The sequence below is a fragment of the Stutzerimonas nosocomialis genome (genome assembly GCF_005876855.1).
Lineage (GTDB): Bacteria > Pseudomonadota > Gammaproteobacteria > Pseudomonadales > Pseudomonadaceae > Stutzerimonas > Stutzerimonas nosocomialis.
Genome location: NZ_QLAE01000033.1, coordinates 22,223 through 45,244, shown reverse-complemented (window position 1 = coordinate 45,244; position 23,022 = coordinate 22,223). Strand labels below are relative to the sequence as shown.

The following is a 23,022-nucleotide window of genomic DNA, read 5'->3' as shown; positions in this document are numbered from 1 at the left end:
GTCATTCCTCGTGTGAAAGCTGGCCGCGTCCGTCGGCGATGACGCAGGACGCTGGCGGCGTGTCGCCGTTCAGCACCGCGACGACGCACTGCGCGGCGATCAGGTTGGTGCGCTGCAGGCCCTCGTGGGTCGAGGCGCCGCTGTGCGGGGTGGCCACGACGTTGGGCAGGGCGAGCAGCGCCTGGGTGGTGGGTTGGTAAAGGGGATCGATCTCGCTCTGGAACACGTCCAGGCCGGCCCCCGCGATGACGCCCGCCTGCAGGGCTTCGAGCAGCGCGCGGTCGTCCACCAGGCCGCCGCGGGCGGTGTTGATCAGAAAGGCCGTGGGTTTCATCCGGCGCAGCGCCTCGGCGTCGATGAGAAAGCGCGTGTCCTCGCGCAGCGGCGCATGCAGCGTCACGTAGTCGCTCTCGGCCAGCAGGGTGTCCAGCTCGACGTAGTTCACCCCCAGGGCCCAGCCGGGGCGCCGGTCCGGGTGCGGGGTACAGGCCAGCACCCGGGCATCGAAGCCGACCAGCCGCTTGGCGACCCCGCAGCCGATGCGGCCCAGGCCGACGATGCCGACGGTCTTGCCGCAGAGGTCGTGGCCGAGGGTGATGGACCAGTCGCCAGCCGCCATGCGCGCCTTCGACTCGCCCAGTCGGCGCCCGAGCGCCAGCATCATGGCCACGGCATGATCGGCCACGCTGGCATCGTTGCCGCCCACCGCGATGGTCGCCACCTTGCCGCTGGCGCGCACGGCCTCGACATCGACGCGCTCGTAGCCGACGCCGCGGCGGGCGATCACCTTCAGCCGCGGCAGCCCGGCCAGCAGCGAGGCGGTGATCCAGGCGTGGCCGACGATCCAGGCGTCGGCATCGGCCAACAGCGCCAGCAGCCGGGCTTCGTCGAGGTCGCCATCGGCCTGCCCGTCGGCCAGCGGGGCGATCTCCACCGCGCAGCCATTGGCCTGCAGGTAGGCCAGGCTTTCGGGATCGAAGAAGCGCTGGGTCACCACGACCTTGCGCGGGAATTGCTCGTTCATGGCGTCGCTCGTCCTTCCACGTGGTCGCCGTCCGCCCGCCAGGGCACGGCGTTTCTTTCGGCAAGCCGCTCCCCGTCCCGGGCGTCAGCGGCCGGGCGGGTGGCGGTTCTCTGTAAAGGGGCTCGCTAGATGATGGCGCCGGTGACGAGCGCGCCGATGATCAGCACCCCGGAGCTGCCCAGGGCCCAGCCCAGGCAGTAACGCTGCAACTCGCCCAGGTCGCGCTTGAGCAAACCCGCCAGCAGGTAGGGCGCCGCCACCAGCGGGCTCATCGCGTGCACCGGCAGCCCCAGCACCGAGGCGCGGGCGATGTGGATCGGGTCCACGCCATACTCCGCGGCGGCGGCGCCCAGGATCGGCAGAATCCCGAAGAAGAAGGCATCGTTGGACATGAAGAAGGTGAAAGGCACGCTCGCCAGCGCCGTGATGAAGCCCATGTAGGGGCCGGCGTCTTCCGGCACCACCCTGAGCAGCGCCTGGGACATGCCGTCGACCATGCCCGAGCCGGTGAGGATGCCGGTGAAGGCGCCGGCGGCGAAGATCAGGGCCACCACGCTCAGCACGCTCTCGGAATGGGCGGCGATCCGTTCGCGCTGCTCGGCCAGGCGTGGGTAGTTGATCACCAGCGCCAGGGCGAGGCCGATCATCATCAGCATCGGCAAGGGCCCCAGCCCCGCCCCCATGGACACGACCAGCCCCAGGGTCAGCGCCAGGTTGACCCAGAACAGCCTGGGCCGGTGGCTGGCCTTGGGCTCGCGCACCAGCAGCGGGCCCGCGTCCGTCGTCCGGCCGGGCACCCAGCCGAGGCGCTTGCGCTCGCGCATGCCCAGCCACCAGGCGGCGGCGAAGGCATAGACCAGGCCGATCACCATGGTCGGGATCAGGCCGAGGAACACGTCCAGCGCGTCCAGGTGCAGCGCACTGGCAGCCCGCGCTGTCGGCCCGCCCCAGGGCACGATGTTCATCACCGTGTTGGTCAGCAGCAGCATCACCGCCAGGATCAGCGGATTCAGGCCCAGCCGCAGGTACACCGGAAGGAACGAGGTCACCACCACCAGCACCGTGGTCGCGCCGTCACCGTCCAGCGAGATGATCGCCGACAGCGCGGCGGTGCCCAGGGTGATGCGCAGCGGGTCGTCACCGACCCAGCGGATGATCCGCTTCACCGCCGGCTCGAACAGGCCGGCGTCGAACATCACCGCGAAGTACAGCAGCGCGAACATCAGCATCATCGCGGTGGGCGTCACCTTGAGGACGCCGTCCATGATCATCTCGCCCATCTGCGGACCGAGCCCGATGCCGAGGCCGAAGGCCACCGGCACCAGGATCAGCGCGACGATCGCCGACAATCGTCGCGTGAGGATCAGCAGCATGAACACCGAAACCATCGCGAAACCAACCCAAGCCATTATTTTTGTCCTTGTTCTTAGGAATTCAGGTGGGGGTGCGAACCATCAGGCGGCCAGGCAGCCGGCCAAGATGTACGACGGGATGAACATACACATTGACGTTTTTTGCGTAAATCTTGATTTTTTATGTACACCCTTCAATCGGACAGCCAGGACACTCCCAACCTGAATCCGACGTGGCTGGAATCACTGTCCACCAGCGGGCTGTCGGTGATACGGTCCGGCAGCCTGCGGTAGCTGGCCTCGGCACTGAGCAGCCAGCGCTCGCCGAGCGGCTTGGCCAGGCCCAGCGCCACGCCGGGCACCACGGCGCCGCCCGGACGATAGCGGCTCACGCCGCGCGCCTCCTCGTCGCTCAGAGTGCCGTAGTAGTAGTCGGCGAGCTTGTCCGACAGGTAGCTCACCGCCAGCGACGGCGTCACCTTCATGCCCGCCAGCTGCATTGGATAGCCATAGCCCAGGGTCAGCTCGTAACCCTCGCTGGCGCCGCTGACGTCGGCACGGGCGGACAGGCGCACCTCGCCCCCGAGGCTTTTCCAGTTCGCCCGCAAGCCGAGGTCGACGCCATCGTCACGATCGTCCAGCAGGTCGCGGTCGATGCCGTTCCTGGCCAGTTCGGCGCGCCCGAAGTCGCTGCGGTCGATCCCCTCGAAGCGCCCGGCGACGATCGCCTCCAGGCCGAAGCCCTCGCGCTCGATCAACCGCATGCCGGCCGTCACGCCACGCACGAAGAAGCGCTCCCCTTCGTAGTGCAGCAAGGGCAGCACCGACACGGATTTGTCCGCGCCGGCGTAGAGGCTGTCCGACGCCGCCACCCCCAGGCCGATGGACTGGAAGCCGGGCTCCCTGTCCGCCAGGGCCGCAAGGGGCAGCAGCAGAGCAGCGTGAGCGACAGACACAGCAAGACACAGCGATTTCATGAGGAAAGCCTCTGATCAGGGGGTGGATTATGCGCGGAGTGCCGATCTAGACGCTCCGAAGGAGGATTTGCAGGACTGTATACAGAGGACTAACATCGGTAAATCTGTACGGGAATCGTCTACATAAGGGCGCCATGGCGAATCAAGATGAGCTCTACCTCTCCGCTGAAGAGGCCGCGAGCCTGCTCGGCGTCAACCTGACGACCCTGTATGCCTACGTGGGCCGCAAGAACATCCGCTCGGTGAAGGTCGAAGGCTCGCGCAAGCGGCGCTACTGGGCTGCGGATATCCACCGCCTGGTCAAGGGCAACCGGGGCGGCGACAGCCCATCGACCCGACGCGCCAGCCCCGACTCCAACAGCTCGCTGACGCTGCTGACCGAAGACGGCCTGTATTACCGCGGCCGGGACGTCAACGAGCTGGTGGAACAGGCCACCGTGGAAGAAGTCGCGGAGATGTTCTGGCAGGTGCCGGGCGCCTTCGGCGACACCCTGCCGCACCTGCCCGAGGGGGTCGCGCCGTTGCTCGAGCTGTACGCCCACACCACGGTGACCGAGAAGGCCATCGCCCTGTTTCCGCTGGTGGAGCGGGAAAACCCGAAGGCCTTCGACCTGTCACCGGAAGGCTACGCACGCACCGGCGCCGACGTGGTGCGCTGGTTCGCCGCGCTGGTGGTCGGCGCGACGGCGCCCGACACCCGCCCGCTGCACGAATTCATCGCCGCCTCCTGCGGCGTCGATGAGCGCTTCGCCGACCTCATCCGGCGCCTGCTGATCCTCTGCATCGATCACGAGCTGGACCACTCCACCTACAGCGTGCGCGCGGCGGCCAATACCGGCGTCACACCCTACTACGCCGCGATCACGGGCCTGGCCGCCGCGCGGGGCCGGCGCATCGCCTATGGCCGCAGCGAGGCGGTCAGCCGCCTGCTGTCGGATGTGTGCAATGCCAAGGACCCGGCCGAGCCCATCCTGCAGTACTACAGCCAAGGTGGGGACATCCCCGGGTTCTGCGCCACCGCGCACTCGGCGCACCGCGTGCACAGCATCGCCGACCCGCGCGCCATCAGCCTGAAAAGGACGCTGGACGAGATGTTCGCCGAGGACCCGGAGTACCTGCGCCTGCTCAAGGCGATGAAGGTGGCCGAGGAACTGGTGCAGCGCCCGGCCGAATTCATCCTGCTGGTCAGTTTCGTCGGTCGCAAGCTGGGCCTGGATGGCCAGGAACTGACGCTCGCCGCCGTCGCCCGCCTGATCGGCTGGATCGCCCACGCCTGCGAGCAGTACAACCAGCAGCCGCTGGTCCGGCACCGCGCCCGCTATACCGGCGCCCTGCCGGGCTGAGCTTCGGCGCGGACGGTCCGCGCCTTGGCGCAGGCCGTACGGCGGCGAGTGCGGGCCGACGCCCCGCCCCTCATGCTGGGCTCAGCGCACCTCAGTCATCGTTGAAGGGCGCCTGCGGGTTCCGCTCGCCAGGAGGGCCGGGCGGTTGTAGGTCGGAACAATTGGCGCCGACCGGTCGCCCGTCGAGCCGGGCCCTGGCGAACGCGAAGGCCTCGTCCAGGGAGCCGTGCATCGCCCCGTCATGCCCCATCCCCTCGAGCAGCCGCCAGGTGACCTGGTTGCCGGCCGCGCACAGGGCGGCGGCGACCGCGTACTGCTCCATGGGCGTGATCGTCCGGTCGGCCTTGCCGGTTGCGATCAGCAGTGGAAAGCGGATCGAGGACAGCGGCATGTCGGTCGTGGGCACGCGCAGGGACGCCAGTTCCTGCGGGCTGATGGCCAGCAGATCCTCGAACGAGCCGACCTCGAGCTCCCTCGCCTTGCGCGCGATATCGCCCGTGCAGCCCTGGCGCGCCACGCCCAGCAAGGTGCGCCCCTTGAGGCTCAGAATGTCCTCCATCGGCGGCGCCCCGTCCTTCAATGCCCCGGTCGCGAATCCCAGGAACATGGTCAGCGAGTGGCGCCTCGGCAAGTCGATCGGCCCCTCGGGAAAGGTGCTGTTGGGTCCGGTGATCACCGCGCCGCGGATATCCAGGTCCCTGGCATGGGTGTCGGCCAGCGTCGCCGCCCCCAAGGCCGCCCCTCCTCCCTGGGACTGCCCGGCGAGCAGCGTCCGGCCCGAAAGCGCGCCGGGCGCGACAGCCTGGGCGGCGCGGATCGAATCCAGCACCGAGCGGCCTTCCGCCTGCCAGTAGGAATAAGGGTGAGGCCCGGGCCCTCCCAGGCCCTGGTAGTCGGTGGCGACCACCGCAAAGCCCTGCGCCAGCCAGCGGTTCAGATAGGACGCATCGCGGCTCCTGAAGCCCGCCCAGGAGGGCGCACAGCTGTCGGCGATGCCCAGCGTGCCGTGCGCCCAGGCCAACAGCGGCCAGCCACCGGCGGGCGGTTCACCTGCCGGCAGAAACAGGGTTCCGCTGACCGGTATCGGCCCCGACCCCCAGCGCTCGTCCCGCGAGCTGTAAAGGATACGAATGGCTGCCGACGCGGCGGGCATGTCCTCCTGCCCTGCCATCGCCTCCTGTTTCAGCAGGGTTCCGGGCGTATCCGGCACCGGGCCGGACCACCGATAGAAGGGCGACAGGACCATGTCCCCCACGTCGGGTCCGACGGGCAACTCCGCCCCCTTCGCATGGAACGACACCACCAGGCACAGCGCCGCGACGGCCCCGAGCCGAACGACGGCTGGCGCCGCCTGAAACACGCCGAATATCCGCATCACGGCCGCTCCGATCATCAGGGCCGCGGCTGCGAATCCCGCCACGGCAGGTGGTTGTGAGAACGCCCGCCTACCCTGGCAGGCGAGCCTGGCCGGTAATCGTCTGGGCGGCTCGAACGTCTTTCGCGATCAAGACCGCGCTCCCACGGGTTCCGTGCGGCTTTGTGGGAACGGTCGGGGGCGCCTAGTCTCGACCGCGAATGGGGACAACAACACTCCCTCAAGCCAGCCCGGCAGACAATCCGGACAGGTCAGAAGGCGTAATCGATATAGGTCCGCAGTTCCTTGCCCGTCACCACGTTCTCCGGTTGGGCGGAGACCAGGGAAACGAAGTCCTGGTCGATCCGGTAGTCCGTATAAATGATGCCCACCGACAAACCGGCATAGTCCTTTTCATCGAAACGATAATAAAGACGGTACTCCGTCTGACGTTCGGTGATATCCGTCGACACCCCTGTAAAGGGATTGTCCGCATCGAACTTACCTCGCTTGTGGATGATCATTGCCTTTACGCCATCAAGAGGCACATCGAACAAGGAGAGCCCGCTGAAATCATATTCGGCCCCGACCTGCCAGGTTTTTTCGCCGTCATTGTTGAAGTCGTTGCCCGCTTCCGTCCAGGCATCCATCAGCCCGTCGACGTTATCGCCATGATCGTAAAAGGCGTAGCCAAGTAGCCCGTTGCTCAACTTCGCATCCGTTTCGGAGTAGGAAAGCCCGAGGCGCAGGCGATTCATCAATATGCCCAGATTCACGTTCAACCAACTGGCCTTGTCGTCGTAGGCGGCTTCACCTTCCAACCAGTCACGCCGCCATATGTCGCCCGCACGTTTGAAGTCGTAATACTGTGTATTCAATATGACGCCGCCGTTTTCGCCGACCGGGGCCTGCAAGGTGAGTTCATAGCGCCTGTTCTCGTTGAAGTCCTTCGCCACACCATGCCGGTAGCTGAACTCAACGGCCTTCAGGTCATAATTGAAGCCGTAGGTATACAGGCCATCTATCGTTTCGCCGGTGTTGCTCATCAGGCGCTCGAAGTCTTCCCGGTCCCGGGGCGAACTGCGGTTGACGTAGGCGACGTCGAAGTCCAGTTCGCCCGGCAGCGGGCCGACTCCGAGGTCGGTGAAGCTGAGGCGCGCACGCGCGCCCTGGTAGGACCCCGGTGCGATCCGGGTATCCAGCGTTGCCAGCGTGCCGGCATCGAAGCGACCCCGGCCGACCTGCATGTCGGCAACCCAGCCCGTACCGCCATGCCGAAACTTCAGGTAGCCCTGCCCCAACTTGGCGAAGCCCTTGTTGCTTCCACTCGTGTCGTCAAAGATATCCCGGCTGTTCTGCCTGGAATCGATCTTGGCCACGCCATAAAGCGACGCATCGAATCCGACGAATCCGCCCCAGTAACCGGAGCTGTAATCCACGATGGCGCCGATACCGGTACCCCCCAACTTCGATCCGTCCGGAAATCCCCCAAACTGGTCCTCCACCAGGTCGTTGTATATTTCGGTGTCTATCTGCAAGGCGCGGATATAAAGGTTCAGTTTCCCTTCATCCTGTAGCCGCTCGGGATATTCGATGGTTGCCGCCAGACAACTACCGGCACCCGCAAGCAATACCGAACAGGCCATTAACGTCATTCTTTTCGCCAGCATACGAACCTCTTCTATTGTTTTTATATGGACAAGGCTTTCCCTACAGGCCTATGCGAGGCCCGCAACGATCAAACAACTACTTGACTCCCCGGCAGCACATTCAAAAGCGGCCGAGCAGGCGACTTTCAAGCCGGACAACTTGCCGAGACGCAAACAGACAGAACCGCTCGAAAATGCCGCTCGCTGATTAAACGGACGCAGCCCGCGAACTGCTCGCGCCAGGCAGACAGACAGGCCCGAGTTCAAAGCAGGTTTTCGATTTCAGGAGCACGGGCTCATCTACCGATGGCGCAAGGGGCCGGGCGATCCAACCCGGCGGGCATCGCTCCGGTAACGCCGCCCGGACATCGGCGATGAGCGTGCAGGAGCGCGAAACAGAAGATGGGAAACATCGATATGAACGCGGTGGGTGCAGCTGCAGCCCCCCCACCCGGGGCCATCTCGCCAAGCGCTGTCTGGCCAGCGAGGCCGGATGCGAGCGCCACCAGTATCAGCACAGCCAGTGCGGATGATCGCTTGCCGAAAACCGGCGCCATGAAGGTGGCGACCTTTGCGGAATCTAACCAAGCCATGCGTTGTACCCTTTTTTATTTTTGTAGACATGTACGAAGATAATCAACATATACAACATGAGCTTCTCGAAGAATCTATATTCGAGAAACCAACGTGTAAATATTGATTTTTTTCGTCTACCAATGGGTACCTGGAAGGGGTAGACCGCAGCGGCGCGGCCGTCCGCAAGAAGGGCATCAGTCGCCGTGACGTGCCGCACACTGGCGGCATGGCGCTGGCTGAGTCAGGAGGATTCACGGTCAAGCCCAGGCGCCCCGACCACCCCACGAAAACCACGACCGCATCGACCTCCACTGTGGAAGCGACCTTGGCTGCGAACTCTGCCGCCCCCTCACCTTGAAACCACCCGTGGGAGCGGTCGGGGACGCCTGGTCTGACCGCGAGCTTTACAAGCCGCCGGCCCGACACTCCACGAGGCCCGCCGAGCGCGGCCGTCTGCCGGTGTCGCCGACGATCTCGCCGCGCCGGTGGAGTCATCGTCCACAGGCCGTGGTCTGCCATAGACCGCCACCCACCCAGGAGCATCCGCATGAGCAAGGTCTACACCGTCGCCGTTCTGGTCGGCAGCCTGCGCAAGGCATCGATCAACCGCAAGCTGGCCCTCGCCCTGGCCGACCTCGCGCCCGAATCGCTGAAGCTCGAAATCGTCGAGATCGGCGATCTGCCGCTCTACAACGAGGACATCGACGGCCCGTCCGCGCCGAGCCCGTACGGGCGTTTTCGCGACCAGCTCAAGGCCGCCGACGCGCTGTTGTTCGTCAGCCCCGAATACAACCGCTCGATCCCCGCGCCATTGAAGAACGCCATCGACGTCGGCTCGCGCCCTTACGGCCAGAGCGCCTTCAGCGGCAAGCCCGGCGCGGTGATCACCGCTTCGCCCGGCGCCATGGGCGGCTTTGGCGCCAACCACGCCATTCGCCAGTGCATGGTTTTCCTGGACGTGCCGCTGATGCAGCAGCCGGAAGCCTACCTCGGCGGCGCCGCGACCCTGTTCGACGAAGAGGGCAAACCCGGCGAAGGGGTGCGGCCCTTCCTGCAGAAATTCATCGACACCTACGCCGGCTGGGTCGAGCGCCACGCGGGAGGCCGTTGATCGTCGCCCGGAGGGTTTGCGGGCTGTGATCGAGGGGGAGAAAGCCCGCGGTCGAGACCAGGCGCCCCCGACCGCCCCCATGGGGTGTGGCGTCGTTGTCTAACGCGTCGCCACGGCCCTTTCCTCCGCAGCGGCGGGGGGTAGCCAGAGGGTGAAGCGGGCGCCGTGTCCGGGCTCGCTTTCGACCGTGAGGTCGCCGCCCATCAGCTGGGCGATCCGGCGGCTGATGGCAAGGCCGATGCCAGCGCCCTGCTGCGCCTCGGGTTCGAGCCGGGTGTATTCCTGGAAGATCAGTTCCTGCTTGTCGGCGGGTATGCCCGGCCCGGTGTCGGTAACGCTGATCGCCACCCACACGCCCGGCTGCGGGCCTCCGTCGTGGACCCGCCGGGCATCGAGGGTCACGTGGCTGTGCGGCGCGTACTTCACGCTATTGGATAGCAGGTTGGCGAGGATCTGGCGCAGGCGCGCCGGGTCGGTGTCGGCCTGCAGGCCATGGGGGGCCAGCACCTCCAGGCTGAGCCCGGCGGAAGTGGCCTTGGCGTGGAAATCGTGCGCTACTTCCTCGGCCGCCTGCCCCACGTCCGTCGCCACGCGCTGGATGTTCAGTTGCCCGGATTCGGCACGGGCCAGCTCCAGCAGGTCGTCGATCAGCCGCACGGCGGTGCGGATCGCCCGGCGGATGCCCTGCACGCTGTCGGACTGCCGGGGCGTCAGCGCGCCGATGCGGCCGCTTTCGAGCAGCCAGGCGTGGCCGTCGGCGGCGCTCAGGGGGTTGCGCATGTCGTGGCTGAAACCGCGCATCAGCCGCGCGCGGCTCTCGGTCACCCGCTCCAGTTCGGTACGCCGGCGCTCGGCCTCGGCGCGCGCTTCCTGCTCGAGCGCCAGCAGCCGCTCGCGCTCCTCTTCCAGCGCCTTGCGCTCGGAGATGTCGGTCAGCGTGCCGATCCAGCGGACGATCTCGCCGGCCTCGTTGCGCTGCGCCATGGCCTGGCCGAGGAACCAGTGGTATTCCCCGTCCACCCCCCGGAAGCGGTATTCGATGGCGTAGGGCTCGCCGGTCTTCAGGGAATGCTGCCAGCGCTTGACCGTGCGCTTGCGGTCCTCGGGGTGCAGGTATTCGAGCCAGCCCTGGCCCTGGGTCTGCTCCAGCTGGGTGCCGGAGAACTCGTACCAGCGACGGCTGAAATAGGTGTGGTAGCCGTCCGGATCGGTGGCCCAGATGTGCTGCGGGATCATTTCCACCAGCAGCCGGTTGAGCGCTTCGCTCTGGCGGATCTGTTCCTCCGTCAGCCTGCGCGAGGTGACGTCGCGCAGGTAGATGGACAGGCCGTCGGCGGTCGGGAAGGCGCGCACGTCGACCCAGAACTCCAGCGGCGCGTAGTACTCCTCGAACTGCACCGCCTGTTTGGTCTCCATGGCCCAGTGGTACTGCCGATCGAACACCGTCCCGAGCACGGCGGGAAACTTCTCCCACAGGCTGCGGCCGAGCAGCTCCTCCCGGGGCTGGCGGAGCAGGCGTTCGGCTTCGCGGTTGATGTAGGTGAAGCGCCAGTCGCGATCGACCGCGGCAAAGGCGTCGTGGATGCTTTCGAGGATGTCGCTGATCCGCTCGCGGGACTGGCGTTCGCGGGCGAGCAGCCGTTCGCGTTCGGCCTCGGTGGCGTGCAGCACCATCGCCTGGTGGACGATCAGCCCAACCAGCAGGACGATGAGCGAGACGATCAGCAGCGCCGTGCCGAACTCGATGTCGACACGGTCGGTGCCCTGGGCGATCAGCATCAGCCACCCGAGCAGCAGCGGCGCGGCGAGGGCGGCGGGAATCAGCCGGCGCATCAGATACCCCGAGGCACTGGCGCTGACGAACAGCCCGGCGGTGCCGCGCGCGGGATCGACGAACAGCATCCCCAGCGCCAGCGCGCTGAGCGCGAGGCCGGTCGACACGGCGGTGCCGCCCCAGTGGTTGAGGCCGTAGAGCACGCTGGCGCCGTAGGCATGGCCGACCAAGCCGGCGAAGGCGATCACCAGGGTGGCCGCCGCACTGCCCATCGCCAGGCGCCGCGCCCACCTGCGACGAAGGCCGAATGCGATCAGAGCGGTGCCAGCGATCACCAGCCCCAGGCCGCTGGCCGGCCCCGGCCTCAACCTCAGCCAGTGGCCCTCCTCCAGCGTCTCGCCCCATCCGGCCAGGTACTCGCCCAGGGTGAAGATGCCCGCCGCCAGGGTGCCCGCCGCGGCCAGCAGGCCCAGGCCGCGCGCGAGCTCGCCACGGCGCGGGCGGACCAGCAGCAGGGCGAGCGCCGCCAGCAGGATGCCGATGGCCACCAGCGGCACCATGACCGGCGGATCGACGCCCGCGACGGGGGCCTCGTCTCGCCACCGGTTGACCAGGGCACCGCACGCGATCACGACGGCCAGGCCCGCGCACACCGGCGCGATGAACCTTGCACGTGCGACGGCATGCCGTGTCGTTTCCGCCTGTCTGACCATGAACACCTGTCTCGCCTGCGTGAGAGGAGGGATCCGGTTCCCGGCGACGTACGTTTCACGTCCGGGAATCGGCGAAGGTCCGCTCAGGAGACTGGTCGGCCGGATGACCTTCGCATGGGGTGGGGACCGCCGATTGCAGGCCGATGTTCCGTAATCGGGCCGCGACGGCGCGGCTATCCGCGCAACGGTCGGTCCGGCGGCTCAGCGGCGCGGGCGAAGCGGTACCACGACCCGGACGCCCGGCCGGGCGATGGTGTCGTCGATCGCCTGCATCAGCGAGGCCTGGGTGAAGGGTTTGGCGAGTATCTGCAGCCGCCCGCTGCCCTCGGGCAGTTCGGCGAAGCCGCTGACCAGCAGCACCGGCAGCTGCGGGCGCTCCCTGGCGACGATGTCGGCCAGCTGGGTGCCGGTCAGCCCCGGCATCATCTGGTCGGTCACCAGGATGTCGAACTCGTCGCCGGCGCGCAGCACCGCCAGCGCGGCCTGGCCGTCGGACGCCGAAGCGACCTGGTGGCCGACATCCTCGAGCAGCGCCACGGTGTTGGTGAGCACCAGCGGATCGTCGTCCACCACCAGAATCCGCCGGGGTGTGACGGCAGGCGGCGCCCCGGCATCGGGAGGCTCGGCGCCCTCCGCCGGCGCCTGCTCGGCATCCGCCTCGGGCGTGCCCTGCGGCAGCCACAGCTCGATGGTGGTGCCCTGCCCGAGGGTGCTCTCCAGGGTCAGGCGGCCGCCGGACTGCTCGGCCAGGCCCTGGGCCATGGACAGGCCGAGCCCCGTGCCCTTGCCCGTGCCCTTGGTGGTGAAGAAGGGCTCGGTGGCGCGCGCCAGGGTGTCCGGGCCCATGCCGCTGCCCTCGTCGCGCACCACCAGCGCCACGTACTCGCGTGCCGGTTGCCCGGGCCCCTGGTTGAGGGTGCGCTGCTCGCCCTTGATGCAGATGGTGCCGCCCTCGGGCATGGCGTCGCGGGCGTTGACCACCAGGTTGATCAGCACCAGCTCCAGCTGGTTGGCATCCACATAGGCCATGGGCAGCCCGAGCGGAAAGCGCGTTTCGATATGGATGTGCGAGCCGACCGAGCGCTGCAGCATCTGGCTCATGTTCATCACCAGATCCGGCAGCGACACGCTTTCGGGGCGCAGCTCCTGCTTGCGGGCGAAGGCCAGCATGCGCTGGGTCAGGCTGACGCCGCGCTGCGCGCCCTGCAGCGCGTTCTCGATCAGCGAGGCGATGCGCGGCTCGGGCGCCGGCAGGCGTTTGCGCAAGAGTTCCAGGTTGCCGACGATGACCGCCAGCAGGTTGTTGAAGTCGTGGGCGATGCCGCCGGTCAGCTTGCCGATCGCCTCCATCTTCTGCGCCTGGCGCAGCGCGGCCTCGGCGCGGCGCCGCTCGGTGACGTTGGCCAGGCCACCGAGCACGAAGCGCCCGCGCGCGCTCTGCTCCAGCCGGGCCGAGGCCAGCACGTCGACGAACTCCCCGGCGCGGGTCACGATCCGGTACTCGGCCTCGTGCATCTCGCCGACCTGCATCAGGCGCGGCCAGTCGTGGGTGAGCAGTTGGCGCGCGGAGGTTTCGGTCATGAAATTGACCAGCGGCCTGCCGATGACGTCGTCGCGACCGTAGCCGAGCAGTTCCAGCCAGGCGTCGCTGACGTATTCCAGCCGGCCTTGCTCGTCGAGCGAATGCAGCGGCAGCGGGGTCTTGCTGTAGAGCGCGCGGAAGCGCTCCTCGCTCTGCCGCAGGGCGGCGGCCTCGCGCTCGCTGATCAGCGCCAGGCGGCGGTCGTACATCGAGGCGGTGAGGCCGAGGAACAGCACCAGGAAGGTCGAACCGGCCACCGCCAGCGCCAGGGTCAGCAGGTCCAGGCCGCTGTCGGCGGGCGCCGGCATGGCATCGTGCAACGGCGTGAAGCGGGCGCCGGCCATCGCGGCGTAGTGCATGCCCGACACCGCGAACCCGAGCAGCACGGCCGCCACCGACTGCAGGGACAGGCGCCGCCCTTGTCCGGCCAGCCAGAGCGCCGCGGTCGCCGCACCGATGGCGATGGCGAAGGAAAAGGCCACCCAGGGCGCATCGTAGGAAAGCTCGGCGTGCATGGTCATCGCCGCCATGCCGATGTAGTGCATCGCACCGATGCCCAGGCCCATGGACAGGCCGCCGAGCGCCAGGGTTCTCGCGCCGAGGCCCCGGGTGCTGACGATGAAGAACGCGGCGGCGGTCACCACGATGGGCACCACCAGCGACAGGAGCGTCAGCCCCAGGTCGTAGTTGATCTCCATGCCGGGCATGCCGAACGCCAGCATGCCGACGAAGTGCATCGACCAGATGCCGCCGCCCATGCACAGCGCGGCGGTGCCCAGCCAGGCGTGCTGGACCCAGCCGACCGATGCCCGCGCGCGGCTGGCCAGATCCAGCGCGGTGAACGACGCGGTGACGGCGATGAGGATCGACAGACAGACCAATGCGATGTTGTAAGTCGTATGCATGAGGCACTCGGTAGGAAAGGGACTGAATCGCCGCCACCCGTGCCGGGGCGCGGCCTTCACAGTCTGCCAAGCTAGCGATGGCTTGCCGATCTTTTTCCGACGCACCGCCCCGCTTTTGCGGAACGGTCGGCACCCCGGCAGATCGCTCAAGCCGCCTCGGCCTCTTTACAGCTGCCGTATTCGTGTGACCTCGCGAAACCGCTGATTACAAGTGCGCAACCCGACCATTCGGCGGATCGAAACGCCCGCTCGGGCGCTACCGTCGTGCCGGCGGGTCGCGAACGAGCCTCCGGCGGCGACATCGGACCATCCATCCCGCGCCGCGAAACGGGTCGCCCAATCGGATGGTCGAACCCAGCACCACGGGCGCCTGCAGGGCCCGCGATCCCCCTCCGCTTTCAACCCGATGGGCAGGAGTCTTGCGATGCAGATTTCACTCGAAGGCCAGGTGGCGCTGGTCACCGGCGCCAGTTCCGGGATCGGCGCCGCCTCGGCCAGGGCCCTGGCCGAGGTCGGCGCGGCGGTCGCCATCAACTATCACGCCAACGCCGAGCCGGCGCAGCGGCTGGCCCGGGAGATCGTCGACGCGGGCGGCCGGGCGATCGCCATCGGCGCCGACGTGGGCGACGAGCAGGCCGTCGAGCGGCTGTTCGCCGAAACGATCGACGCCTTCGGCCGGCTGGACATCCTCGTCGCCAACTCCGGGCTGCAGCGCGACGCGCCTTCGCCTGAGCTGTCGCTCAAGGACTGGAACACCGTCATCCAGACCAACCTCACCGGCCAGTTCCTCTGCGCGCGGGCGGCGATCGGCCAGTTCCTCGCCCAGGGCATCGACCCCGAGCGCTCCCGCGCGGCCGGCAAGATCATCCACATGAGTTCGGTGCACGAGGTCATCCCCTGGGCCGGACACGTGAACTACGCGGCCTCCAAGGGCGGGGTCAGCCTGTTGATGAAGACCCTGGCGCAGGAAATGGCCGAGAAGCGCATCCGCATCAATGGCATCGCGCCCGGCGCCATCGCCACGGCGATCAACGACGAGGTGACGGGCAACGAGCAAGGCCGGCGGGAGCTGCTCGAGCTGATTCCCTACGGGCGGGTCGGCGAGGTCGAGGACATCGGCAACGCCGTGGTCTGGCTGGCGTCGGACCTGTCCGACTACGTGGTGGGCGCCACGCTCTTCGTGGACGGCGGCATGAGCCTGTATCCGGGGTTCAAGGACAATGGCTGAACGAGAAGACGGCATCCGCGCCATCGACGCGCACGGCGTGATTGGCGACATGCGCACCTGCGCGCTGGTCGCCGACGACGGCTGCATCGACTACCTGTGCTGGCCCGACCTGGACAGCCCCTCGGTCTTCACCGCACTGCTCGACGGTGACCAGGCCGGGCTGTTCAGCATCGCCCCGGAGCTGCCCGACGCCAGGCGGCAGCAACTCTACCTGCCCGAGAGCAACGTGCTGCAGACCCGCTGGCTGGACGAGGAAGGCGCCGTCGAGCTGACCGACTGGATGCCGGTGCAGGAGGACAAGCACGCCCTGCCCCGCCTGGTGCGGCGCATCTATGCCGTGAAGGGGACCGCCCGCATACACCTCAGATGCGCGCCCCGGCTCGACTACGCACGCGCCGACACCACGGCCAGCCGCGATGGCGACAGCGTCGTCTTCGCCGCCGAAGGGCAACGCAGCATGCGCCTGGCGGGCTCGGTGCCGCTGACCCTCGAGGGGGCGGCGGCGGTCGCGCACTTCACCCTTGGCGAGCGTGAATGCGCCACGTTCGTTTTTGGCTGCGCCGAGGATGAACAGGTGGTGCAGGAAGATCCCGAGCACAGCCTGGCGCACGCCCTCGCCTTCTGGCGCCGCTGGTGCCGGCAGAGCCATTACCGGGGGCGCTGGCGTGAACAGGTCATGCGCTCGGCCCTGGTGCTCAAGCTGCTGGTATCGCGCCAGTACGGCTCGATCGCCGCGGCGGCCACCTTCGGGCTGCCGGAAGCCCCCGGCGGCGAACGCAACTGGGACTATCGCGCGACCTGGATCCGGGACGCCTCCTTCACCGTCTACGCCTTCATGCGCCTGGGGTTCAAGGAAGAGGCCCATCACTTCATGCACTGGGTCGGCGAATGCCTGGAGCGCAGCAGCGACATCGCGCACAAGCTGCAGATCATGTACCGCCTCGATGGCGGCCGCGAACTGCCGGAGCAGGAACTCGACCACCTCAGCGGCCACGGCGGCGCCAGGCCGGTGCGTATCGGCAACGACGCGTTCAAGCAGGTGCAGCTGGACATCTACGGCGAGCTGATGGACGCCGTGTACCTGTCCAACAAGTACGACCAGGCCATCTCCCATCGCGGCTGGAAAACCACCATCAGCCTCATCGACTACGTCTGCGAGCACTGGCGCTCCGAAGATGCGGGCATCTGGGAAGTGCGCAGCGGCAATCGACACTTCCTGCATTCGCGGCTGATGTGCTGGGTGGCGGTCGACCGCGCCATCCGCCTGGCCCAGAAACGCTCCCTGTCGATGCCCTACGCGCGCTGGCTGCAGGCACGCGAGGACATCAAGGAAGACATCTGGACCCATTTCTGGAACAAGGAGAAAGGCCATTTCAACGCCGTGCTGGGGCAGGATTCGCTGGATGCCTCGATGCTGCTGATGCCCCTGTTCCGCTTCGTCGGCGCCACCGACCCGGCCTGGCTAGCGACCCTCGACGCCATCAAGAAACGCCTGGTATGCGATGGCATGGTCAAACGCTACGACCTGCACGCGACACCGGACGGGCTGCACAGCGAGGAAGGCGCGTTCACCGCCTGTTCGTTCTGGTACGTGGAATGCCTGGCCCGCGCCGGGCGGACGGAAGAAGCCCACATGGAGTTCGAAAAACTCATCGGCTATGCCAGCCCGCTGGGGCTGTTCTCCGAGGAGCTGGACGCCCGCGGCCGGCACCTGGGCAACACACCCCAGGCGCTGACCCACCTGGCGCTGATCAGCGCCGCCTACTTTCTGGACCGCAAACTCTCCGGCAGCGAGACGCACTGGCAGCCCTGAGGCCCGGAAGCCGCGCACGGCGAACCCCGGCCACCCGGGCGGGGTCGCCGGGGCGAAGGCCGGTCAGAGCAGATCCAGCTTGTAGTCGATCAGCACGCGCAGTTCCCGGTCGTCACGAAACGCGGCGGTGTTGTTGAAGTCGTTGCTGTACCACGAGTGCCGCACGCGCACCGCCAGCCCGCGCGCCGGGCCGCTCTGCACCACGTAGGCGAGCTGCACCTGCTTTTCGGTCTCGGTGCGGTTGCCGCCGCCGAGGCTCGCCGGCAGTTCGATGTCGTAACCGTGCACCCAGCGCAGCCAGCTGCTCAGCCCCGGGATACCGATGGCGGCGAAGTCGTAGTCGTGGCGGATCTGCCAGACCTTTTCGTTCGGATTGACGAAGTCGGAACTGTAGAGGTACTCGCTCAGCCCGTCCGGGTCGCCCCCCATGAGGTACGGCATCCCCGTGTCGCCCGTCATGTGCTGGTAGGCGACGCCGAAGCTGTGCCCGCCCAGGTCGTAGGTGAGGTTCAGGGTGGCGTTGCGGTTGTCCACCTGGCCTGCGCGGGACTGGCCGTCCTCGCGCGAGTCGAAATAGCGGAACTGGCTGCGCAGCGCGCCCGGCCCCAGCGGCAGGCGGTGGTTGAAGCCTGCGTAGTCCTGCCGGTAGATGTCTTCCAGGCGGGCGTGGAAATAACGCAGCTCGAGGGCCGGCGACCACTGGTAGGTGCCGCCGGCATAGGTGAAATCGTTGGACCGTGCGCTGCGGTCGAAGCGCGCGTTGGGTGCCGCCACGCCCATGGGCTCGTTGTCGCTGGAATCGCGGAGGTTGACCCGGTCGAACTTGCCCGCTTCCAGGTTCAGCCCGGCGATCTCCCTGGAGCGCAGCGAACCGCCGCGGAAGGTCGTCGGGTACAGGCGGGTCGCCGGCGCCAGGGCCACGGGCAGCAGCGGGTAATGGGTGCCGAGCCGCAGTTCGGTCTGGGAGAGCCGTATTCGACCGGTCAGCCCCAGCTCGGAGAACTCATCGGCGGCGCGGCCATCGTCGTGTATCGGCAGCAGGTTGGAGCCGGTGCGACCGGGCGCGGAGTCCAGCTTGACGCCGAGAAAGCCCTGGGCGTCCAGGCCGAAGCCCAGCGGGCCCTGGGTGTAGCCGGAGGAGTACTGGGCAATGAAGGCCTGGGCCCACTCGCGGATCTGCGACTTGCTGCCGTCATCCTTGTAGTCGCGATTGAAGTACTGGTTGCGCAGCATCAGGCTTGCCTTGGAATCTTCGACGAAGCCCTCGGCGGACGCGGTCGCGCAGAACGAACCGGCCAGCAGGGCAACGCCGAGGGTGCAGGGCGTGATTAGAGTGGTTTTCATCGTAAAGGGCCTCGTGTCGGTCCCGTCATGGCCCCCGCGCATGGGGCGCGGACAGCCTGTCGTGGTTTTTTCAGGGCGAGCGGCTCCACACCTTCCAGGTAGCTGAAAGGCGCTCGGGCAGGCATGCCTGCCCGTTCGGGAGGGTCTTAGGGAGCCAGGGCGGTGGCGTTGGCCTGGCTGGCGAACTGGTTGGTGTAGTAGGCGTCGAGGGGCTCGGCCTGGCGGACCATGCCTTCGCTGGCGTAGAAGTCGCGCGACTTGGTGACGCGCGCCGCGTCGATTTCACCCAGGCGGGCTTGCTTGCCGTAGATACGCTCGATGTAGAGGGCGAAGGTCTCCTCGACCTTGGCTTCCTTGCCGGAGTAGGACGGAACCACCTTGGCGAACACCTGGGCGGCGGCAACCGGGTCGGCAATGATGTCGCGCAGGGCCATCAGCGTGCCGCTGACGATCGCCTGAACCGCCTCCGGATGCTCGGCGATGGCCTTGTCGGAAGCGATCACCGCCTGCGACATCGCGTCGAACAGGGCCTCGCGCGGCATCAGCTCCACGGGCCGGCCGCTTTCGCGGATGTTCACCACCCAGTCGGCCGAACCCGCCATGGCGTCCGCCTTGCCGTCGGCAAACAGCTGCCAGACGCCGGCCGGGCCCGCCGCCTGGATATTCACGTCGGAGCGGCCCATGCCGGCGGCACGCAGGGTCGCGAGCAGGGTGTAGTACATCGAATCGGAATAGGACATGACCGTGACGGTCTTGCCCTTGAGGTCCTGTACCGAGCGGATGTTCTGCGTCGGGTCCAGCGCCAGCAGCGTGTGCGGGTGCATCCCCAGCAGCGCGACGGTCTTCACCGGCACGCCGTTGCCGCGCACGATGATCGGCGTATCGCCATTACCCACGCCGAACAGGGCATTGCCCGCGCCGACCTGCTTGGCCACGTCGGCGCCGCCCTTGGCGGCGACCAGATCGACGTCGTAGCCAAAGCGCTGGTAGTAGCCCTTTTCCTTGGCCAGCAGCCAGGGCGCGAAGCCCGGCAGATTGGGCGGAGCCGGCATCAGCAGCGTGACGCGCTGGACATCGGCCAGGGCGGTGGTTCCAACCAGGCACAACACGCCAAACAACCAGAGGCGCCGTACATACGACCGTAGAACGTTCATACAAGGATTCCTATTCAGAGGGGACGGCAGTGTTCGTGAAATCCGGGCGGATCGAGCCCGACGCGGCGCCTCATGGCGCCACGCAGGCCTTGGTGTTGTCAGGGAAACGTCGGGGTTATTTGCGCGAGCCGTGCACCACGAACAGCTTCGCGCCCTGCATCTTCTGGCCGACGGCTTCCTCGTAGGCGGCGCGCACGTCATCCGGCTGACCGGCCTGTCCGAAGAAGTCCTTCAGGTAGGGCCCCAGCAACGGATGCTCGGCCAGCGCCTCGCGGGGCAGGCCGTTGAGCATCTCGTCACGGCAGGCCGAAGGCAGGAAGACGTTCTTGTTGAGCTCGGGATCGAGGATGGTGCCCTTGGGCACGTGCTGCGGGTTTTCCCGCATCGCGTCCAGCTCCTCGAAGAAGCGCCGGCGCATCATCACCACGCCCTTGTCGCTTTGTCCGAGCTTCTCCCGGGTGCGATCGGTGATGGTCCCCTGCCCGACCCAGACCACGAAGTCCTGGTTGGCGACGTGGGACGTGATCCAGCGCCCCGTCTGGGGATCGCGGATCGGGCCGTACCAGGAGGGGATCTTCTCCTGCCGGTAGGGCTCCTGCTCGGTGGGCACGCGGCTCAGGACCCAGAGCACGCTCAAGGTGTTGTGGTCGTCGATGGGCACCCTCCACTCGAAGTGGTGGCCCAGGTAGAAACCGTTGGGCCACAGGGTGACGCGGCCGGTGGTCCACATCACGTTGTTCTCGTCCTCCCCCTCGCGCAGACGGCGGTAGGTGAAGCCGTACTCGAACTCGTCGAACGCCAGCTTCAGGTGGGAAGGCACATAGGGGCCCGTATCCCCGGCCTGGCGGATCGTCCAGTTGTTGTGCGTCCACTCGAAATGCACGGGGTCGATGGAGTTTTCCTGGCATTGGAACCAGTTGCAGGGCAACTCCGCGAAGACCGCCTGGGCAAAGCCGTTGGGGAAGTTGAAAAGCTCCCAGTCCGGCAGCTCGGGCACCGGCTCCGGCCCCATGTAAGCCCACAGCATGCCGGCCTTGACCTGGACCCGATAGGCCTTGATGCGCGTGCTCTTGCACATGCGCGCCGTGGGATCGCAGGCCTGCTCGTAGGGCTGGTGCAGACACTGCCCGTCCGCGCCGAACTGCCAGCCGTGGTAGCTGCAGCGAATGCCGGTCTGCTCCACGTAGCCATAGGACATGTCGGCATTGCGGTGAGGACACTGGCGGTCCACCAGACCGTAGTTGCCGCTGAGGTCCTTGAACAGGACCAGATCCTCGCCAAGGATGCGTATGGGGCGAATCGTTTTATCGTCGAACTCGCTTTCCCCCGCGATGGGGTGCCAGTAGCGACGCAGGTAATCACCCATCTCCGTCCCTGGCCCGACCTGGGTCAGCCGACGGTTCTTCTCCTCACTCAGCATCACGTCCTCCTCTACCTTCAGTCCAACAGCCCGAAGTTTTGTTTTATGGATGGAACATTGTTTTCCATGTAATCAAGCATGAAGAGTGCCAATCATCGGCAAAAACCGGCTCTAAAAAAATGTGCTTGAGAAACAACAGGTTGGATGTTTCACATGAAAAACGCGAGCGTTTGAACCATGGGTGAAACCGAGCGCGGAATCCGGACCAGGCGCCTGTTCCATTTAGGAGCATAAGCCGTGCGCCGGTAACAGTACGGTGCGTAACCGAAGGCCGGCCGGGCTGGCTGGCTGGCTGGCTGGCTGGCTGGCTGGCTGGCTGGTGATGCTGGGGCGCGAAAGACCCCCAGGTGGGGAAACGCGCCGGCAGCCGTGGACTCGGCCGCCAGCGCGTTGGGCCATGTGGGCCGCTCGAACGGCCGGCGGCGCGGTTATCGCTGAATGAGCGTGGCCGTGTTGCCACTGCCGTTCTGGGTCGCGCTGACGCTATTACCGAACCCGCCCTGGATCAGGCCGAGCCGGTTCATGCTCCCGGACTGCATGACCATGGCCGTGTGATTTCCACCGGACTGAACGATATCGATCGCGTTATCCCCGCCTTCACTGACAGCCGTCACATGATGGGAATCGCCGATCTGGCTCAACGCGAAGTCAAGCCCGTCGCCCATCTGCTCGTGAAACAGCTCATTGTCATTGCCGATTTGCGCGACCGATACCAGGTTATCGTTCCCCTCCTGGGTCATCGCTTGATCGGTACCGCTGGGGGTGCCGTTAACCACGTTGCCGGAACCCGCCTGGTAGATATCGATCGCGTTATCGAAGCCATATTGGCGGCTGCGGATTAGGTTCGAGTCGCCGACCTGGACGATCGAGGCACTGTTATGTTCGAGCGCCTGCTGGCTCAAGGCGTAATTGCCGTTACCTTCCTGACGGATGGTGATGGTCGAATAGTTGTTGTGAAAATAACTCTGATCGGCATGCGCCTCGTTGTTATCGCCCTCCTGTCGCACGTCACTCACCAATTGCGTGCCGTATTGAAAGGTACTGCTCCAGTTGCCGTTGCCGTGCTGATAAAGGGTGGTCACGCTGGAATCGCCACGCCACTGCGACATACTGGCGTGATTGTTGTCCCCGATCGTTTCGAAGGCCGCCGACGCGTTGGTCGCATCCCGGTGGTCCCCGCCTCCCGTATTGCCGTTACCTTCCTGATACGTGGAAATCGAGGAACTGCTGCTCTCGTACTGCCCATTGGAATGATGATTGTTATCGCCGACCTGATCGCTTTCGATCGAATTCCCACTGCCACCCAGTTGATAGACCCATGAACTGTTGCCATTGCCCTGCTGAATATCGACAAGCTCACTTGCGCTGCTCGCCTGTTGGATAACGGAACTGTTGAAATCCCCGCTTGAACATGGCGCACGCGATCCCCAACCCCTTCCTGGGTGATCGTTGCGTCATTGGCATTGCCTTCCTGATCCAGTTCTATGCTATTGCCTTGCGCATGGGCAGCCAGCACCTGCACCGCGAGAACGGCGGCAGTCGTTATTTTTGCGATAGTCATGACGAGTCACTCCGTAAGGGCTTACGCAGCAATCTGGGAACAGCGGAAAGGTTCGTTGCGAACCAGCACCTGAACGTTAGCTGGTATAAGCGCGCTCGCCGTCAAAACAGCCCGGCCGGGCAAGACTGATTCGTCATAATCA

The 23,022-nt window shown here is 66.5% G+C and carries 17 protein-coding genes; 5 read left to right on the top strand and 12 right to left on the bottom strand.

What is annotated here, in order from left to right:
- Window position 1 precedes the first annotated feature (1 nt).
- From DN824_RS17830 to DN824_RS17820, 3 genes are all read right to left on the bottom strand, one after another.
- On the bottom strand, window positions 2-1,024 hold the full coding sequence (locus tag DN824_RS17830) for a phosphoglycerate dehydrogenase (protein ID WP_138409752.1): 1,023 nt from the start codon (window positions 1,022-1,024) through the stop codon (window positions 2-4).
- 125 nt (window positions 1,025-1,149) lie between these two features.
- The gene (locus DN824_RS17825; protein ID WP_206666175.1) at window positions 1,150-2,436 is read right to left on the bottom strand and encodes a CitMHS family transporter; all 1,287 of its coding nucleotides are present in this window, start codon (window positions 2,434-2,436) and stop codon (window positions 1,150-1,152) included.
- Between the two features lie 134 nt (window positions 2,437-2,570).
- A complete protein-coding gene (locus DN824_RS17820) occupies window positions 2,571-3,332 on the bottom strand; it encodes a MipA/OmpV family protein (protein ID WP_241666731.1) in 762 nt (253 codons plus the stop codon).
- Window positions 3,333-3,487: 155 nt separating this feature from the next.
- Between DN824_RS17820 and DN824_RS17815 the strand changes: the two genes are divergently transcribed.
- The gene (locus DN824_RS17815) at window positions 3,488-4,696 is read left to right on the top strand and encodes a citrate synthase (RefSeq protein WP_138409750.1); all 1,209 of its coding nucleotides are present in this window, start codon (window positions 3,488-3,490) and stop codon (window positions 4,694-4,696) included.
- A gap of 91 nt (window positions 4,697-4,787) precedes the next feature.
- Here DN824_RS17815 and DN824_RS17810 read toward each other — a convergent pair whose 3' ends face one another.
- Window positions 4,788-6,071, bottom strand: a complete 1,284-nt coding sequence (locus DN824_RS17810; RefSeq protein ID WP_206666174.1) for a lipase family protein — start codon at window positions 6,069-6,071, stop codon at window positions 4,788-4,790.
- A 251-nt stretch (window positions 6,072-6,322) separates the two neighbouring features.
- A complete protein-coding gene (locus DN824_RS17805) occupies window positions 6,323-7,720 on the bottom strand; it encodes an OprD family outer membrane porin (RefSeq protein ID WP_241663968.1) in 1,398 nt (465 codons plus the stop codon).
- A 1,102-nt stretch (window positions 7,721-8,822) separates the two neighbouring features.
- Between DN824_RS17805 and DN824_RS17800 the strand changes: the two genes are divergently transcribed.
- Entirely contained in the window at window positions 8,823-9,386 is a 564-nt protein-coding gene (locus DN824_RS17800; protein WP_138409749.1) for an NADPH-dependent FMN reductase, read from the top strand.
- 99 nt (window positions 9,387-9,485) lie between these two features.
- On the opposite strand, the gene DN824_RS17795 is transcribed toward DN824_RS17800, so the two are convergent.
- Both DN824_RS17795 and DN824_RS17790 read right to left on the bottom strand, forming a co-directional pair.
- A complete protein-coding gene (locus DN824_RS17795; protein WP_241666733.1) occupies window positions 9,486-11,873 on the bottom strand; it encodes an ATP-binding protein in 2,388 nt (795 codons plus the stop codon).
- 201 nt (window positions 11,874-12,074) lie between these two features.
- Window positions 12,075-14,360, bottom strand: coding sequence for an MHYT domain-containing protein (locus DN824_RS17790; protein WP_138409747.1), 2,286 nt, complete (start codon window positions 14,358-14,360; stop codon window positions 12,075-12,077).
- Window positions 14,361-14,784: 424 nt separating this feature from the next.
- Between DN824_RS17790 and DN824_RS17785 the strand changes: the two genes are divergently transcribed.
- Both DN824_RS17785 and DN824_RS17780 read left to right on the top strand, forming a co-directional pair.
- Window positions 14,785-15,588, top strand: a complete 804-nt coding sequence (locus DN824_RS17785; RefSeq protein ID WP_138409746.1) for a glucose 1-dehydrogenase — start codon at window positions 14,785-14,787, stop codon at window positions 15,586-15,588.
- Window positions 15,581-17,401 (top strand): glycoside hydrolase family 15 protein, encoded by a 1,821-nt coding sequence (locus tag DN824_RS17780; protein WP_138409745.1) that lies wholly within the window; start codon window positions 15,581-15,583, stop codon window positions 17,399-17,401. The genes DN824_RS17785 and DN824_RS17780 overlap by 8 nt, the downstream gene beginning before the upstream one ends.
- 63 nt (window positions 17,402-17,464) lie before the next feature.
- Here DN824_RS17780 and DN824_RS17775 read toward each other — a convergent pair whose 3' ends face one another.
- From DN824_RS17775 to DN824_RS22915, 5 genes are all read right to left on the bottom strand, one after another.
- Window positions 17,465-18,745: an OprD family porin gene (locus DN824_RS17775; RefSeq protein WP_138409744.1), complete on the bottom strand. Its 1,281-nt coding sequence runs from the start codon at window positions 18,743-18,745 to the stop codon at window positions 17,465-17,467.
- Between the two features lie 146 nt (window positions 18,746-18,891).
- Window positions 18,892-19,899: an ABC transporter substrate-binding protein gene (locus DN824_RS17770; protein WP_138409743.1), complete on the bottom strand. Its 1,008-nt coding sequence runs from the start codon at window positions 19,897-19,899 to the stop codon at window positions 18,892-18,894.
- 115 nt (window positions 19,900-20,014) lie between these two features.
- Window positions 20,015-21,319, bottom strand: coding sequence for an aromatic ring-hydroxylating oxygenase subunit alpha (locus tag DN824_RS17765; protein ID WP_138409742.1), 1,305 nt, complete (start codon window positions 21,317-21,319; stop codon window positions 20,015-20,017).
- Between the two features lie 428 nt (window positions 21,320-21,747).
- The gene (locus DN824_RS17760) at window positions 21,748-22,401 is read right to left on the bottom strand and encodes a hypothetical protein (protein ID WP_158295398.1); all 654 of its coding nucleotides are present in this window, start codon (window positions 22,399-22,401) and stop codon (window positions 21,748-21,750) included.
- On the bottom strand, window positions 22,398-22,835 hold the full coding sequence (locus tag DN824_RS22915; RefSeq protein WP_414718421.1) for a curlin repeat-containing protein: 438 nt from the start codon (window positions 22,833-22,835) through the stop codon (window positions 22,398-22,400). The genes DN824_RS17760 and DN824_RS22915 overlap by 4 nt, the downstream gene beginning before the upstream one ends.
- On the opposite strand from DN824_RS22915, the gene DN824_RS22735 reads away from it, so the two are divergent.
- A complete protein-coding gene (locus tag DN824_RS22735; protein WP_241666730.1) occupies window positions 22,725-23,009 on the top strand; it encodes a hypothetical protein in 285 nt (94 codons plus the stop codon). The genes DN824_RS22915 and DN824_RS22735 overlap by 111 nt on opposite strands.
- The last annotated feature ends 13 nt before the right edge of the window (window positions 23,010-23,022 follow it).